Annotated in this window: 11 protein-coding genes and 1 riboswitch; of the genes, 4 read left to right on the plus strand and 7 right to left on the minus strand. The window is 63.7% G+C overall.

Going from position 1 to position 14,068, the window contains the following annotated elements; translation table 11 throughout:
- Nucleotides 1-20: 20 nt before the first annotated feature.
- From AC1D08_RS06515 to fba, 3 genes are all read left to right on the plus strand, one after another.
- On the plus strand, nt 21-1,196 hold the full coding sequence (locus tag AC1D08_RS06515) for an MFS transporter (protein WP_457152213.1): 1,176 nt from the start codon (nt 21-23) through the stop codon (nt 1,194-1,196).
- A 202-nt stretch (nt 1,197-1,398) separates the two neighbouring features.
- Nucleotides 1,399-1,613: riboswitch (FMN riboswitch) on the plus strand.
- A 76-nt stretch (nt 1,614-1,689) separates the two neighbouring features.
- Entirely contained in the window at nt 1,690-2,163 is a 474-nt protein-coding gene (locus tag AC1D08_RS06520) for a 6,7-dimethyl-8-ribityllumazine synthase (RefSeq protein WP_111546962.1), read from the plus strand.
- 163 nt (nt 2,164-2,326) lie between these two features.
- Nucleotides 2,327-3,391 (plus strand): class II fructose-bisphosphate aldolase, encoded by a 1,065-nt coding sequence (gene fba / locus AC1D08_RS06525; protein WP_477225929.1) that lies wholly within the window; start codon nt 2,327-2,329, stop codon nt 3,389-3,391.
- Between the two features lie 65 nt (nt 3,392-3,456).
- Here the strand turns inward: fba and AC1D08_RS06530 are convergent, their stop codons facing one another.
- The 6 genes from AC1D08_RS06530 to ftsZ form a co-directional block, all read right to left on the minus strand.
- On the minus strand, nt 3,457-4,680 hold the full coding sequence (locus AC1D08_RS06530; protein WP_457152211.1) for a VWA domain-containing protein: 1,224 nt from the start codon (nt 4,678-4,680) through the stop codon (nt 3,457-3,459).
- Complete coding sequence (locus AC1D08_RS06535; protein ID WP_457152210.1) at nt 4,673-6,922, minus strand: DUF5682 family protein; 2,250 nt, start codon at nt 6,920-6,922, stop codon at nt 4,673-4,675. The genes AC1D08_RS06530 and AC1D08_RS06535 overlap by 8 nt, the downstream gene beginning before the upstream one ends.
- 4 nt (nt 6,923-6,926) lie before the next feature.
- Nucleotides 6,927-8,006 (minus strand): ATP-binding protein, encoded by a 1,080-nt coding sequence (locus tag AC1D08_RS06540; RefSeq protein WP_457152209.1) that lies wholly within the window; start codon nt 8,004-8,006, stop codon nt 6,927-6,929.
- A gap of 17 nt (nt 8,007-8,023) precedes the next feature.
- Nucleotides 8,024-9,463: a DUF5691 domain-containing protein gene (locus tag AC1D08_RS06545; protein ID WP_477422785.1), complete on the minus strand. Its 1,440-nt coding sequence runs from the start codon at nt 9,461-9,463 to the stop codon at nt 8,024-8,026.
- Complete coding sequence (locus tag AC1D08_RS06550) at nt 9,460-10,842, minus strand: SWIM zinc finger family protein (RefSeq protein ID WP_457152207.1); 1,383 nt, start codon at nt 10,840-10,842, stop codon at nt 9,460-9,462. The genes AC1D08_RS06545 and AC1D08_RS06550 overlap by 4 nt, the downstream gene beginning before the upstream one ends.
- Nucleotides 10,843-11,034: 192 nt before the next feature.
- Complete coding sequence (gene ftsZ / locus AC1D08_RS06555; protein ID WP_457152206.1) at nt 11,035-12,072, minus strand: cell division protein FtsZ; 1,038 nt, start codon at nt 12,070-12,072, stop codon at nt 11,035-11,037.
- 373 nt (nt 12,073-12,445) lie between these two features.
- On the opposite strand from ftsZ, the gene AC1D08_RS06560 reads away from it, so the two are divergent.
- Nucleotides 12,446-13,144 (plus strand): GntR family transcriptional regulator, encoded by a 699-nt coding sequence (locus tag AC1D08_RS06560; RefSeq protein ID WP_095081134.1) that lies wholly within the window; start codon nt 12,446-12,448, stop codon nt 13,142-13,144.
- Between the two features lie 72 nt (nt 13,145-13,216).
- Here the strand turns inward: AC1D08_RS06560 and AC1D08_RS06565 are convergent, their stop codons facing one another.
- Nucleotides 13,217-14,029: a class I SAM-dependent methyltransferase gene (locus AC1D08_RS06565; RefSeq protein ID WP_477422787.1), complete on the minus strand. Its 813-nt coding sequence runs from the start codon at nt 14,027-14,029 to the stop codon at nt 13,217-13,219.
- Nucleotides 14,030-14,068: the final 39 nt, after the last annotated feature.

A 14,068-nucleotide genomic window follows, 5' to 3' on the forward strand; every position in this document is an offset into this window, starting at 1 on the left:
AATGCGGTCATTATGGTCATATGTCGAACGCTGATCAAGTTGCACCATTGGCCGCGAACGCCCGGGCGCCCATCCCGGCGCTCGCTTATCTTTTGACCGGATGCATCGCCGTGATCGGCTCGAATTCGCTTGTGCTGGGCCCGATCGCACCGGCCGTGGCCGCGTCGTTTGCGACCAGCGTACCGGTGGTCATGATCGCGGCTGCCGTGTTCGGCCTCGGCACCTCCGCAAGCGCCCTGTTCCTGGCACGCTACATCGACCGGGTTGGCGCCCGCCGGATGTTGCAGGGCGCATTGCTTTTGCTGGCGATAGCGCTCGTCGCCAGCGCGGCTGCACCGACGGTGATGATGCTGGTCGCGGCACAATTGCTCGCCGGCATTGCTGCCGGTATCGCCATGCCGGCGATCTATGCCAGTTCCGCGGCCATCGCGCCGCCTGGCCGGGAAAGCGGCACGATCGGCGTCGTGCTGACCGGATGGACGCTGAGCATGGTCGCCGGCGTTTCGCTGTCGGCCGTGCTTGCCGATCTCGTGCATTGGCGCGCCGTTTTCGCCGCGGTCGCGCTGCTGGCAACGCTTGCCTTGGCCGGTCTTACAGTGTCGTCACTGAGCGACGCCAGGAAAAGCGGCCCGGCGCCGACGCCGCTGGAGGCGCTCGGCATTCCCGGCATCGTGCCGCTGCTCATCGCCTGTGCCGCCTTCATGACAGCCTTCTACGGCGTCTATGGCTATCTCGGTGATCACCTGCACAGCGGATTGGGGAGACCGGTCAGCGCCAACGGATGGGCAGCACTTGCCTATGGCATCGGCTTCGGCACGGCTGCTCTCCTCGACGGCGTCATCGATCGCCTGGGCGCCCGTCGCGTCATGCCATTTGCCTATCTTCTTGTCGCCGTCGTCTATGTCGCCATGGCCGCGACGTGTGGCAGTTTCGGCCTGACCATCGCCATGGTGGCGGTCTGGGGGCTTGCCAATCATTTTGGACTTAACGTCCTGGTGATGCGCCTGTCGGCGCTCGATCCTTCGCGGCGCGGCACGATCATGGGCTTGAACAGCGCGGTGACCTATCTGGCGGTGTTTGTCGGCACCACCGGCTTCGGCCCGCTCTATTCCAGCTTCGGTTTCGCCACCTGCGCGACGGTTGCGGCATTGCTCATGCTGGTTGCCGCTTCGGCGGCGGCGTGGCGCACGCGATAAAGCGGTTCATCGTTTCGCGGAAACGCCGAACCGCTCTATCTCTTCCGTTTTTGACGCAATTCCCAAGGGAAAACGCTATGCGCTTTTCCCGGGAAAACCGCTTCACACTTTTCCTGGAATTTGCTCCAGTTGACAGACTGTATTGGCCATCCGTCTTTCACACGATTGACAGCGGCGCCCTGCCCTTTCATACAAACGGCGTTAATGTTCTCAGGGCGGGGTGAAAGTCCCCACCGGCGGTAAGGGTTTCGGCCCAAGCCCGCGAGCGCTTTCCGGTCCACGCTCAATGCGTGGATTCTTAAGTGCTAGAGCGTCCCTTACGCGTCCAAGAGGACGCGTGGCGCTCTAGTGGAGAGGTCAGCAGATCCGGTGTGATTCCGGAGCCGACGGTTAGAGTCCGGATGGAAGAGAACGAACGGAACACGGACCGTCTCGGCGGGCCGGATTTCGTATCGTGCGTCCTGATTCTGGTTCGAAACGGAAGGATGGACCCATGAATCAGCATTCCCACAAAGACTATGAAACGACCCGCATCGCCGTTATTCGCGCGCGCTGGCATGCCGACATCGTCGACCAGTGCGTGCAGGCCTTCGAAGCGGAACTGGCTGACATCGGCGGCGAGCGCTTCGCGGTCGATGTCTTCGACGTGCCCGGCGCCTACGAAATTCCGCTGCACGCCAAGACCCTGGCTGGGACCGGCCGCTATGCCGCGATCCTCGGCACGGCCTTCGTCGTCAATGGCGGCATCTACCGGCACGAGTTCGTCGCCAGCGCCGTCATCGACGGCATGATGAATGTGCAGCTGTCGACCGGCGTGCCGGTGCTGTCGGCGGTGCTCACCCCGCACAACTACCACGACAGCGCCGAGCATCACCGCTTCTTCTTCGAGCACTTCACCGTCAAGGGCAAGGAGGCGGCCAATGCCTGCGTGCAGATCCTGGCGGCGCGGGAATTGATCGCGGCCTGAGATCGCCAAAACGCCCGGATTTCAGCCCTGCAACAAGAATTGCGACCGACAGGACCGCAGAAGGTTGCGGTTGGCCTGAAATCCGGCCAGAAGCATCAGGGGCCGACCGGCGACCGGCCGGCCCGCGACGTTGCGCTTGAAACCAGATACGGGAGACTATTGGGTGGCTCGCATAACACTGAGACAATTGCTCGACCACGCAGCCGAATACGGCTACGGCGTGCCCGCTTTCAACATGAACAATATGGAACAGGGCCTCGCCATCATGGAGGCCGCCGAGGAGACCAAGTCGCCGGTCATCCTGCAGGCGAGCCGTGGTGCTCGCGCCTACGCCAATGACGTCGTGCTGGCCAAGCTGATCGACGCGCTGGTCGAAATCCACCCCGACATCCCGGTCTGCATGCATCTCGACCACGGCAACAACGAAGCCACCTGCGTCACCGCGATCCAGTACGGCTTCACCTCCGTGATGATGGACGGATCGCTGAAGGAGGACGGCAAGACGCCGGCCGACTATGCCTACAATTCCGGCATCACCCGGCGCGTCGTCGACATGGCGCATTGGGGCGGTGTTTCCGTCGAAGGCGAGATCGGAGTGCTTGGCTCACTGGAGAGCGGTGGGGGCGAGCAGGAAGACGGCCACGGCGTCGAAGGCGAGATCAGCCACGACCAGCTTCTGACCGACCCGGAACAGGCGGTGGAGTTCGTCAAACACACCCATGTCGATGCGCTGGCGGTTGCCATGGGCACCAGCCATGGCGCCTACAAATTCTCGCGCAAGCCGGACGGCGCGGTGCTGGCCATGAACGTCATCGAGGAGATCCACCGCAGGCTGCCCAACATGCATCTGGTCATGCACGGCTCGTCGTCGGTGCCCGAGGATCTGCAGGAGATCATCAACAAATATGGCGGCCAGATGAAGCCGACCTGGGGCGTGCCGGTCGAGGAGATCCAGCGCGGCATCAAGCACGGCGTGCGCAAGATCAACATCGACACCGACAACCGCATGGCGCTGACCGGCGCGATCCGCAAGGTGCTGACCGAGAATCCGAGCGAGTTCGATCCGCGCAAGTACCTGACGCCGGCCATGGCGGCGATGCGGAAGCTCTGCAAGGAGCGCTTCGAACAGTTCGGCACCGCCGGCAATGCGCAGAAGATCAAGCCGCTGCCGGTGGCCGAAATGGCCAAGCGCTACAAGTCGGGCAGTCTCGACCCGAAATTCGGCTGAGCTCGATCAACCATCCAGAGCCGCCAAGCACATGCTGGCGGCTCTGGTGGCTGTTGTGTTGTGCTTCATTCCGGCGTCTCTGCCTCGGCGCGGACAAGCTTGATGTCGGCGCCGGCCGCCCATGCGCCGATATCCTCGCGGCGCAATGCCGCCGCCATCAGGTCTGGAAACAGATCCGGCGTGCAGGCAAAGACCGGGATGCCGAGCGCGGCAACGGAGCCTGCCATCTTGGGGTCGTAACCGGGCCTGCCCTGGTCGGTCAGCGCCAGCAGCACCACGACATTGACGCCGGATCGAACAAGTGCTGCCAGCCGCTGCAGCAATTCCTGGCCGTTGCCGCCCTCATAAAGGTCGGTGATCAGCACCATGTGCGACTTGGTCGGCCGTTCGATGCGCTCCGCGCAATAGGCGACGGCCTGGTTGATGTCGGTGCCGCCGCCAAGCTGCACGCCGAACAGGACTTCGACGGGATCGCTGAGTTCCTCGGTGAGATCGACGATGGCCGTGTCGAAGCAGACGAGCTTGGTCCGCACGACGGGTAACGAGGCCATCACCGCGGCAAAAATCGAGGCGTAGATCACCGAGCTTGCCATCGAGCCGGATTGGTCGACGCACAGCACAACCTCGTCCAGGTCGACCAGCCTTCGCTGTTTGCGCATGAAGCCGACCAGCTTCTCCGGCACGATGGTTTTATGCTCGGGCTGGTAGTGGCGAAGGTTGGCCGAGATGGTCCGCGGCCAGTCGATGTCGCGCTGGCGTGGCCGATTGGTGCGCTGCGATCGGTCGACCGCGCCGCGTATCGCCTCGGCCGTCTTCTGCTCCAACCGCTGCATCAGCTTGGCGACGATATCGGCGATGATCGTACGCGCGATGTCCTTGGTCTTGGCCGGCATGACCGAGCGCAGCGAAATCAGGTCGGCAACGAGATTGACGTCCGCCTCGATCGCCTTGAGGAACTCGGGCTCCATCAGCATCTGCTTCAGGTTGAGGCGTTCGAAGGCATCCTTCTGGACGATCTGCACGACCTGCGCGGGAAAGAACGACCTGATATCGCCCATCCACTGTGCCACCCGCGGCGCCGAACGGCCGAGCCCGCCGCGGCGCTTGCGCGGATCGGCAGCCGCTTCGCCGGCGCCATCGCCATAGAGCGCATCGAGCGCCGCAGAAAGCCGCTTGTCCGTGTCGGAAAGCGAAGTCGACTTCTCGTCATCGGCGCCGATCGCCAGGCGCCAGCGGCGCTCGCGTCCGTCATCGCTGGCGGGTTCGTTCATTTCGGCCGCGTCATCCATTGCCGTCACCGCTCGTCAGCAAGGGTCCAAGCCGTTCCAGGTGCCGGCGCCAGGCCAAGTCGCCATCCGGCGTCGGTGTCAGTCCGGCAGGCAGGCGTGCGGCGCGGCCGAGCACCGCTTCGATCAGCCGCCGCCGCTCCATCGAGTCCAGATGCGAGAAGACCCGGCGCAGCAGCGGCAGATGCGCAATGAAGGCATCTTCGTCGAGGGATTGGAGCCAGGCATCGACCGCTCCGCGCAGGGCCTCGTCATAGATGAGCCGTTGACTGGCGGTGCTGAAGAAGCCTTCGAAGAACCCTGCGGCCTCCATGACCGGCGTTCCCGGCGACAGGCGCCGTGCGATCAGGCCCGCCGCGGCGTCGGCGGACAGATGGCCGGCTTCGTAGAGCAGATGCGCGGCGCAGCCTGCCACCAGCGCCGTCGATCGCGATCCATCGAGCACCGCAGCCAGTCCGTTGCGCCAGGCATCCAGCACGTCTTCCCCAGGTTCGACCAGCCTGATCGCTTCGTCGGCCTTGCGCATCGCGCCAACCAGCGTCGTCGAAGCCTGGTCATCGAGGTCGCGGGCGGCATAGGCGAGTGCTATCCCGCCTTCGATGATCAGCCGTTCCAGCAGACCGGACAGGCGGGCCGTTTCCGTCTTGCGCGCCTCGCCATAGCGGATGATGCCGGCGAGCGGCGGCACCGATGCCAGAATTTCCAGGCACTCGCTGCTGTGCGCCGCGCGTTCCTCCAATGCCACGAGACCGGCGGTCGACGCCTCGGACAGGTTTGCCGTGATGGCGCCCTGAACCAGTCCCGCCAGCGCGTCGAGAGAGGTCGACGCGCCGATCATCTGGATCAGCCGGCCATTGGCGGCCTTCTCGATTGTCGGCCCATAGATCAGGTTCTCGACCAGGCGAACGGCATATTCCGGCTCCCACGAGAGCGTCCATCGCTCGCGGAACGTGCCGCGGCTGCGTCCGCTGTCGGTCAACTTGCCCCAATGCACGCCAAGCACGTTCAGCCGGTGCAGCAATGTCGAACGAAACAGCCCGCTTTCGCTGCGCAAATCGATCGAGAGTTCGCGCTCGAGCGCCTCAGGCTTCAGCCGCGCCGCCTTCTGGTTGCGCTGCAGATCCTCGATCAGCGGCGCCATTGGCGTGTCGGGCGGAATTTCACCGACATCGGCGCCCAGCAGCAGCTCGGCTTCGACCAGCGCCCAAAGCAGCGCTTCGCCGTTGAACAGGGCGGCGATCGCGGCATCGCGCAATTCCTCGAAACCAGGCTTTGGCCGCTCACGGATCGCGGCCAGCGCACGCGCCAGCCGTTCGGCTTCGATCAGCGAAGCGGTCGAGACCATATGTCCCTTGCCTCTCAGCACCGCCGCGATCATTGCGAGCCACAAGGTTGCCGCGTCGTGGCGGCCGCGCGTGCGCCACAGATGCTTGCACCAGCCGGGCGCGACGACACCAGCGCCATAGCCGAAGCCCAGGGCCAGGCGTGGCCCCGTCCATGGCGCCCAGGTCATCGTGCTCTTGCGCCGGGCGAGCCCCTTGAGAAGGGCCTGGTCCTCTTTCTGCGGTCGCGTCACTTGCAAGGCAGGCACATGCCAGGCGCCGCAAACGACTGCGATCGGCCCCTCGAATTCCTTGCGCGCGGCGGTGATTTCAAGCCGCATATGCGCTTCACGCCTGGCCTCGAATTCGGCTAGCGGGCCCTCGCCGTCGCGTAGCGTCGTCATGGCATCGGAAATCGCGGCAAAGATGGGACCTGGCTGCGGGTTCTGCTCGATGATATCGGACCACCAGCTCTCGCCATCTTCATAGCCGGCGGCTTGCGCCAGTGTGCCGATCGGGTCACGCAAATGCTGAGCCGTCTCGTTGTCGGCGCCGGGTTCCGCTTCATCGGCATCGGCATCCTCAGCATCATCAACCGCCGCAACCCGGGCCGATGACGGCAGGTCGATGAACCGCAAGGCCGCGTTGTTGGCGACAGCCCACAGGGCCGCCTGGTATTCCGGCGAGAACTCGGCGAAGGGCCAGAAGCTGGTCGAGGCCGGATCGTCTTCCGGATAGCAGAGCAGCGCCACCGGCGGCTGCATTTCGGGCCGGGCAAGCAGCGGCAGCAGCGCGGAGGCATCGGCCGGCCCTTCGATTAGCACGGCGACCGGTTTCAAGTCCTGCAACGCCTGCACCAGGCTGTCGGCGGAGCCGGGCCCGTGATGGCGTATGCCGAAATAGGAAACGTCGCTCAACGCCATGGCGTCAGATCGCCGCGTTCAAGGCCGCGTAGTAGCCGGCATAGTCCGGCCGCTTCTTGAGCACTGTTTCCAGATATTCTTCCAGCACCAGCTTGTCCTGCACCGGATCCTTCACGATCGCGCCGACCAGGCTCGCAGCCAGGCCTTCGGCGCCGAGCTTGCCGCTGTCGAACCAGGCCGCCTGGCTGAGGCCGCCAACCATGGTGGCGATGGCCTCCGCCGTGGACAGCGAACCGGACGGTGTCTTCAACGTCACCTTGCCATCGGCGGTGGCACCGGAGCGCAATTCGCGGAAGATGGTCAGGACGCGGGCGATCTCCTCGCCGACATTCTTCGGCACCGGCAGGTCGAGGCCGCCGGCCATCTCGCCGACCCGCTTCGAGACTATCGCCACTTCTTCCGCCATATCCTCGGGCAACGGCAGCACGACGACATTGAAGCGGCGCTTCAATGCCGATGACAGCTCGTTGACGCCCTTGTCACGGTTGTTCGCCGTGGCGATGATGTTGAAACCGCGCTGCGCGTAGATCGACGTGTTGAGTTCCGGGATCGGCATCATCTTTTCGGACAGCACGGTGATCAGCGTGTCCTGCACGTCAGAGCCCATGCGCGTCAGTTCCTCGAGGCGGCAGAGCTTGCCGTCCTGCATGGCTCGGTAAAGCGGCGTCGGCACCAGCGCCTCATGGCTCGGGCCCTTGGCCAGAAGCTGCGCGTAGTTCCAGCCATAGCGGATCTGGTTCTCGTCGGTGCCGGCCGTGCATTGCACGATCAATGTCGAGTCGCCCATGATGGCGGCGGCGAGATGCTCCGACACCCAGGATTTGGCTGTGCCCGGCACGCCGAGCAGCAACAGCGCCCGGTCGGTGGCGAGCGTCGCCACGGCGGTCTCCATCAGCCGGCGGCGGCCGACATATTTTGGCGTTATCAGCGTCCCGTCGTCGGCCTTTCCGCCGAGCAGATAGGTGAGAACCGCCTTGGGCGAAAGGCTCCATCCGGCGGGCTTTTGCCGGTCGTCATTGCGCGAGAGGGCCTGCAACTCGGCGGCGTAGGCCTGCTCGACCGGAAGACGGATGACTGCGTTCATTTGCTGCTCCCGAGTGATCATGTGTCGATTCCAGGCCCGTCCAGTGCCGCATTGAGGCGCAGGAGACCGAGCGATGGCGCCGCCGGCGCCATGCCGGCCGCAACGACATCCCCGATCAATTTTTCTGCCGTCGCCGCTGTCGCCAGAAAGCCCAAATTTTCCAGTGTCTGGTCGGCGCTGCGCTTCACCGGCTCGTCGTTTCCCGCAACAGCGGAACGCAATGCCGGGAGCGTCTGGCCATTTGTCAGGTCGTCCCATTCCAGCCAGCCTGCTTCGACGCCTTCGACCTGGGTGAGCGCGTGAAGATCGTACGTGTCTTTCAGGATTTGTCTGATCAAGACGCGCTTCCTGCCGCTGTCCAGGCGCGCCATGAGATGGAGGACGAGAAGCGCCGACTTGCCGCCTTCGGCGACAAGTGCGTCCGCCAAATGCGCCACCGCCGCCTCGCCGCCGGACACCGAGACCATTCGAACGAAAAAGAGATCCGCCTTGTCGTCGACGCCGAATTGCCATGCCCCGACGAAATCGGACTCGGTGACGCCGAAGCGGGCAGCGAGATCTCCCAGGTAGCAGGTCGCAAACAAATCGACGCGACGGCTTTCTTGACTGGGCGACTTGAGCTTTGCCGGTGCGTAGTTGGTGCGGCGGCGGAAAAAGCCGGATTTGCCTTCCGAGATGAAGGCGGCGAGCTCGGCCGCCAGATCTTCCGGCCCGCCATCGCCTGGGTTGCCTTGCTCTCCCAATCTTGCCAGCAGCCGGCCAGCCACTTCGCGCACCCTGCCGGAGCGATCGGCGAAGAGGCTCTTCAGGAACGGCGTATCGTCGGTGCTCAAACCGACGCCCATGAGTTCGATGAGTGAGGACCTGACTTCCGCCGGCTCATTTGATCCCTTGGCCTCGATCAGTTGCCTGGCCAAAGCCGGAGCGGTGCGGCGCATATCGGTCAGTGCGGTACGGCGCGCAGCAGGATAAAAATCGTCCCAGGTTTGCGCGGTCAGTTGCTCCCTGCGGGATTGTTTTTCGCCATCCACACCTGCCTGCCAGTCGACCCAGGGGGCATAAACACCCGGAACCTCCCGATACGACGCCGCGGGCATCCAATCCATTGGGTGCAGAACAAAACCCCGGCTGGCGACGAGCGTCGCCACGCGTGTCTTGAACCTCGCGTCAGCTGCATGCTTCAGCGCCGCTCGCAAAAGCGGCCGCTGGCGCTCCGGCAGCATCGGCATGGCAAGTTCAGGCAGTGGCGGGCGTTGTTTCAGCATCTTCGGCGCGGCCGGCCGCAAGGCAATGTCGAGGGCCTTCGCAGCGATCGCCAGTAGCCGGCGCTCGCGCTCGTCGGGATTTGCGTTGGCGGCGATCGCCTTCCAAGAATCCGGAGCCAGGTCGAACGCGGTTCCGCCGGTGATCCAGCAATCGCGCATGGCCGCGAGCCCGGTCAGCTCGATCTCGTTCATGACAGATCAAGCCTCCCGAAGCCGCTTTGTGCCGCCAGCAACTCAAGCCGGCTGCCGTTCCAAAGTGCGGCCGTTGCCTTGAGGTCCAGCCCAAGCAGCGTTGGATTGACAGTGTCGGCGATCGGCAAGGCGATGCCGTGCGGATCGCCGGCGGCCTGCCACCAGGCCGCACCCCGATCGTCCAGCAGGATCGCTCCAGGCGGCAGCATGACAGGAGAATCGGTAGTCCAAGGCGCAGTGTCCTGGCGAGCACCATGGTCCGCGAGCGGATCGGATACGCCAAAGCTGAAGGCCGGCCAATCACCGGAGGCCATGTCTCCCTTGCGGTCCGCCACCAATGCGCGCAGCGGCTGCCGCGCAGGATAAAAGACCAACCTGGCCTCGAAACGGTCGCCAGATGTGAAGGCGTGGGATCGGCGACCGGCGGAAGCCGGAAAAAAGTCGAGCAGCAGGGCGAATTGCGGGGTGGTGCTGTTGAGGTCGAGCAGCCAGGTCGAATGGCTGACAAGACCGTCACGGCGTGACTCGATCTTCTCGCCAAGCACTTCCCAGATGCTTTCGATCTGGGTCGCATCGGGATTGGCCAGCACCTGTTCGCGACTTTCGGAGGTCGATACCAGCCGCTTCAATTCCGGGTCGTCGGGTGCCGATTGCCAGGCTTTGGCCAGCAGAACGAGCTGGCCAAGTTCGCGGATCGCCATATCCGGCCGTTCCTCGCTGCGCACTGCCATCAGCCGTGACGGTATCTCGTCGATGCGGCCGGCAAGTGCCGTCGCCTTCATGTCGACCAACCGCGCGGCAATCCGGCGGCAACGATCGCTGCTGTTGTCGACAAAGCCGGCAAGGCCAAGCCGCAACTGGTCGGCGATCCATTGATCGAGTTCATCCAGTCCTGCCGACACGGCGGATCGCGTGTCTTCAGCCCGCTTGCGCTGCGCTGCCTCGCGGCGCTCAACCGCGGCCGCGTCCTCGACGACAGAGCTTTCGTCGCGCGCGGCTTCGCCGATGCTCTTGCCTCCCACACCTTGTGTCGGTTCCACAGGTTGCGACGTGGTCTTCCTGCGGCGGCTCAGCCAATCGTTGACCCATTCCGGCGTCGAGCCGGCCGCGGCAAAGCTGGCCGGCGTGGTGGCGGCGATCCACATCAGCGCCAAAGTGTGCTTGCAGGGAAATTTCCGCGACGGGCAGGTGCATTTGTAACCATGGTCGCCGGTGTCGACGACCACACGGTAGGGATTGGAGCCGGAACCCTGGCATTCCCCCCAGATGAGAGCCAGCTCTTCGTTCTTTTCGAGCCGGGGCCAGTTCGATTGCTTGGTCAACTTGGAAGCGGCGCTCAACGACGCCTGGTCGGGCGCGAGCGCCTCGATGGTTTTCAAGTCAAATTCCAAGCCGCGCCTCTCGTCGCTCGAACGAATGCCGGTTGCCAGTATAGATGGCCGTCTGTGAAGGATTCTTGTAGCAGCAGAGGGATAGAGACCGATACAGCGGGCCGCAAGTGCGCTGAGCAAAGCCGGTACGCAGGCCACAGCGTTGTCAGGCACCCTTTGCCAGGAAGTGCGCAGAGATGGCTACTGAAGCGTCCGCGCCGGCGGCTGGCCGACATGGCCCCGGGCGATGCCGGCATCGGCGTCCTCTGCCCCAAAGGCGCGATCGAGCCCGGTCGCCACCACAGAAACCCTGAAGCGGCCTTCCATGCTCTTGTCGAAGATGGCGCCGACGATGATGTCGGCGTCCTCATAGACCTCTTCGCGGATGCGGGTAGCGGCCTCGTCGACCTCGAACAGGGTCATGTCCCTACCGCCCGATATCGAGACCAGGACACCCTTGGCGCCCTTCATCGACACTTCGTCCAGCAATGGGTTGGCGATCGCGGCTTCCGCCGCCTTCATCGCCCGGCCGTCGCCGGAGGCCTCGCCGGTTCCCATCATGGCGCGGCCCATGTCGCGCATCACCGATTTGACATCGGCGAAGTCGAGATTGATCAGGCCTTCCTTGACGATGAGATCGGTGATGCAGCTGACGCCGGAATAAAGCACGCGGTCGGCAATGACGAACGCATCGGCGAAGGTGGTCTTGGCATCGGCGATCCGGAACAGGTTCTGGTTCGGGATGACGATCACCGTGTCGGCGCTTTCGCGCAGCCGCTCGATGCCCTCTTCGGCCATCTGCATGCGGCGCCTGCCCTCGAAAGCGAAAGGCTTGGTGACGACGCCCACCGTCAGGATGCCGGCCTTGCGCGCCGCCTGGGCAATGATCGGAGCAGCGCCGGTTCCCGTGCCGCCGCCCATCCCGGCGGTGACGAAACACATATGCGTGCCGGCCAGATGATCCATGATCTCGTCGAGCGATTCCTCGGCCGCGGCGCGGCCGATCTCGGGAAGCGATCCGGCGCCCAACCCTTCGGTGACATGCGCGCCAAGCTGGATCAGCCGCGTTGCCTTCGACATGGTCAGCGCCTGCGCGTCGGTGTTGGCGGCGATGAATTCGGTCCCCTGAAGCTGCTCCGCGATCATGTTGTTGACGGCGTTGCCGCCGCCACCGCCGACGCCGATAACGGTGATCTTGGGTCTCATTTCGGAGATTTCGGGCTTCTTGCACTCGGCCATGCCTGTTTCTCCTTCGCCAATTGCGCGCGCTTCACGACCCATCCGCAGACTGCCTGGGGAGATTGCAATCGAGCGGCATGACGCGAATCAGTCCGTTCGGATGGGTACCTCAAAAAGCCAGAGAGCGGCCAGAGGTGCAAGTGCAAGCAAGGTCAAGTTTTGTGATGATGGTTTTGCACACCGTGGCATGGACGCCGGCAGCCAAGGCCCCGGCTGTGCCGACACGGCTTGCGGCGCTGCGATCGGTGCGTCTATCATGCCGGCTGAGAAGTCGCTGACTTCGGCGTTCTCGCCGCGTTCGGCCAACCAAGACTATCTGCGGCTGATGTCGTCAGGGTCAATTTCAGAACGAATGAAGTAGCGCCCCCCGCCAATGGCCGACAAAACACAATTCGGGTTGACCGCCGTCGACACCGTCCCCTTGCATGAGAAGGTCTATCTGGAGCTTGTCAGAGCCTTGATGTCCGGCCAGTTCTTGCCCGGCCAGAAGCTGACATCGCGCAAGCTCGCCAAGGAACTCGGCACCAGCGACATGCCGGTGCGCAGTGCCTTCATGCGGCTGCAGGCGCTGCGGGCGCTGAGCCCGATGCCGAACGGCAGCGTGGAAGTGCCAGTCATTTCGGCAGAGCGATTTTCGCAGTTGACCGCCGTGCGGACGATCCTCGAAGGCTCTGCGACCGAATTTGCGACAAAGCTCATCAACGGCAACAACCTGCGGACGATCCGACGCCACTCCACCGACCTGACTTTGGCGGCCCGCAAGGGCGATATCGATGACTATCTGCGGAAGAACTACGACTTCAAATTCTCGATCTATCGCCATTGCGGCAACGAGCAGATGATCTTCCTGATCGAAACCGTCTGGATGCAGGTCGGCCCTTTTCTGAGGAACCTGGCCATGGGGTTCGAGGACGATCTCGCCTCCATTCTCGACATCGACTATCACGAGGAGGTCGTCGCGGCGATCGAGGCCCAGGACGGGGAGCGCGCGCGCACGGCCATCGTTCGCGACATCGACGAGGGCGCCACGCATATTCTCCAGCAGGCCCGGTTTCCGGAGCCGAGAGCCTAGAGCGGTTCACCGTTTCACGGAAACGCCGAACCGCTCTATCTCTTTGTTTTGACGCAATTCCGGACGGAAAAGCTAGACCACGGCCATGATCACGTGGGCCTGAATTTTGGCGGCAATCTCGCCGCGGCCATGTCTGTCCGCAATCGCGGAGGCCGCGCAGTCGGTTGCAGCTTCCAGTTCTCCCACGCCCCTGGCCTCGATTTCGTTGCGAAGAGGAGTTCCCTGACAATAAGCAACGGCCGCATGGCGCGGCGAGGATGCACGGCTCTGTTCGGCCCTCGTCTCGATCATCACACGGGAGAAGCCCGCGTCCTCCAACTCGCTACGGATCAGGGCCGTATCGTGGTAGCCGTGTGGCGTGCGTGCCATAAAGCGCGGCGGATCGTTCGGAAACATCCTTGCGAGAGCATTCGTCACATCATTGGCAAATACATTCTCCTCGAGGCGATCCCATACGTTGAATAGAAAATGACCTCCGGGCTTCAGGACCCGCTTTGCTTCGCGGTAGCCAGACGGGCGGTCGGGAAAGAACATCGCGCCGAACTGACAACAAACGAGGTCGAAGGCCGCATCTTCGAACGGCAGCGCCAAAGCGTCCGCCTGGCGCCATTCGATGCGCCTGTCGGGAGCTTGTTGCGAAGCGGCGTAGTCGAGCATCGGCTGGTTGAGGTCGGTGACGACATAGCTTGCGCTTGTGGACAGTTTTGGCGCCAATGCGCGGGTGACAACCCCGGTGCCCGCGGCGATCTCCAATACGGCACTTGGCGATAGGGACGCTGCTCGTCGAGCAAGATCCGCGGCGAACGGCTCGAAAATCAACGGCACCATATAGCGGTCGTAGTTTTCCGGAATCGAGCCCGCGAACACCTTGTCCGTTTCTGACATCACCACCACCCGCCATCATTCAGAAGCGCGCGAGACTAG

The sequence above is a fragment of the Mesorhizobium sp. P2_E6 genome (assembly GCF_056403835.1).

Excerpts from the sequence above, each read along its gene's own strand:
- ftsZ (WP_457152206.1), bottom strand. The coding sequence starts at position 12,072 with ATGGCCGAGTGCAAGAAGCCCGAAATCTCCGAAATGAGACCCAAGATC.
- AC1D08_RS06545 (WP_477422785.1), bottom strand. The coding sequence starts at position 9,463 with ATGAACGAGATCGAGCTGACCGGGCTCGCGGCCATGCGCGATTGCTGG.
- AC1D08_RS06530 (WP_457152211.1), bottom strand. The coding sequence starts at position 4,680 with ATGGATGACGCGGCCGAAATGAACGAACCCGCCAGCGATGACGGACGC.
- AC1D08_RS06520 (WP_111546962.1), top strand. The coding sequence starts at position 1,690 with ATGAATCAGCATTCCCACAAAGACTATGAAACGACCCGCATCGCCGTT.
- AC1D08_RS06560 (WP_095081134.1), top strand. The coding sequence starts at position 12,446 with ATGGCCGACAAAACACAATTCGGGTTGACCGCCGTCGACACCGTCCCC.
- AC1D08_RS06540 (WP_457152209.1), bottom strand. The coding sequence starts at position 8,006 with ATGAACGCAGTCATCCGTCTTCCGGTCGAGCAGGCCTACGCCGCCGAG.
- AC1D08_RS06515 (WP_457152213.1), top strand. The coding sequence starts at position 21 with ATGTCGAACGCTGATCAAGTTGCACCATTGGCCGCGAACGCCCGGGCG.
- AC1D08_RS06565 (WP_477422787.1), bottom strand. The coding sequence starts at position 14,029 with ATGTCAGAAACGGACAAGGTGTTCGCGGGCTCGATTCCGGAAAACTAC.
- AC1D08_RS06535 (WP_457152210.1), bottom strand. The coding sequence starts at position 6,922 with ATGGCGTTGAGCGACGTTTCCTATTTCGGCATACGCCATCACGGGCCC.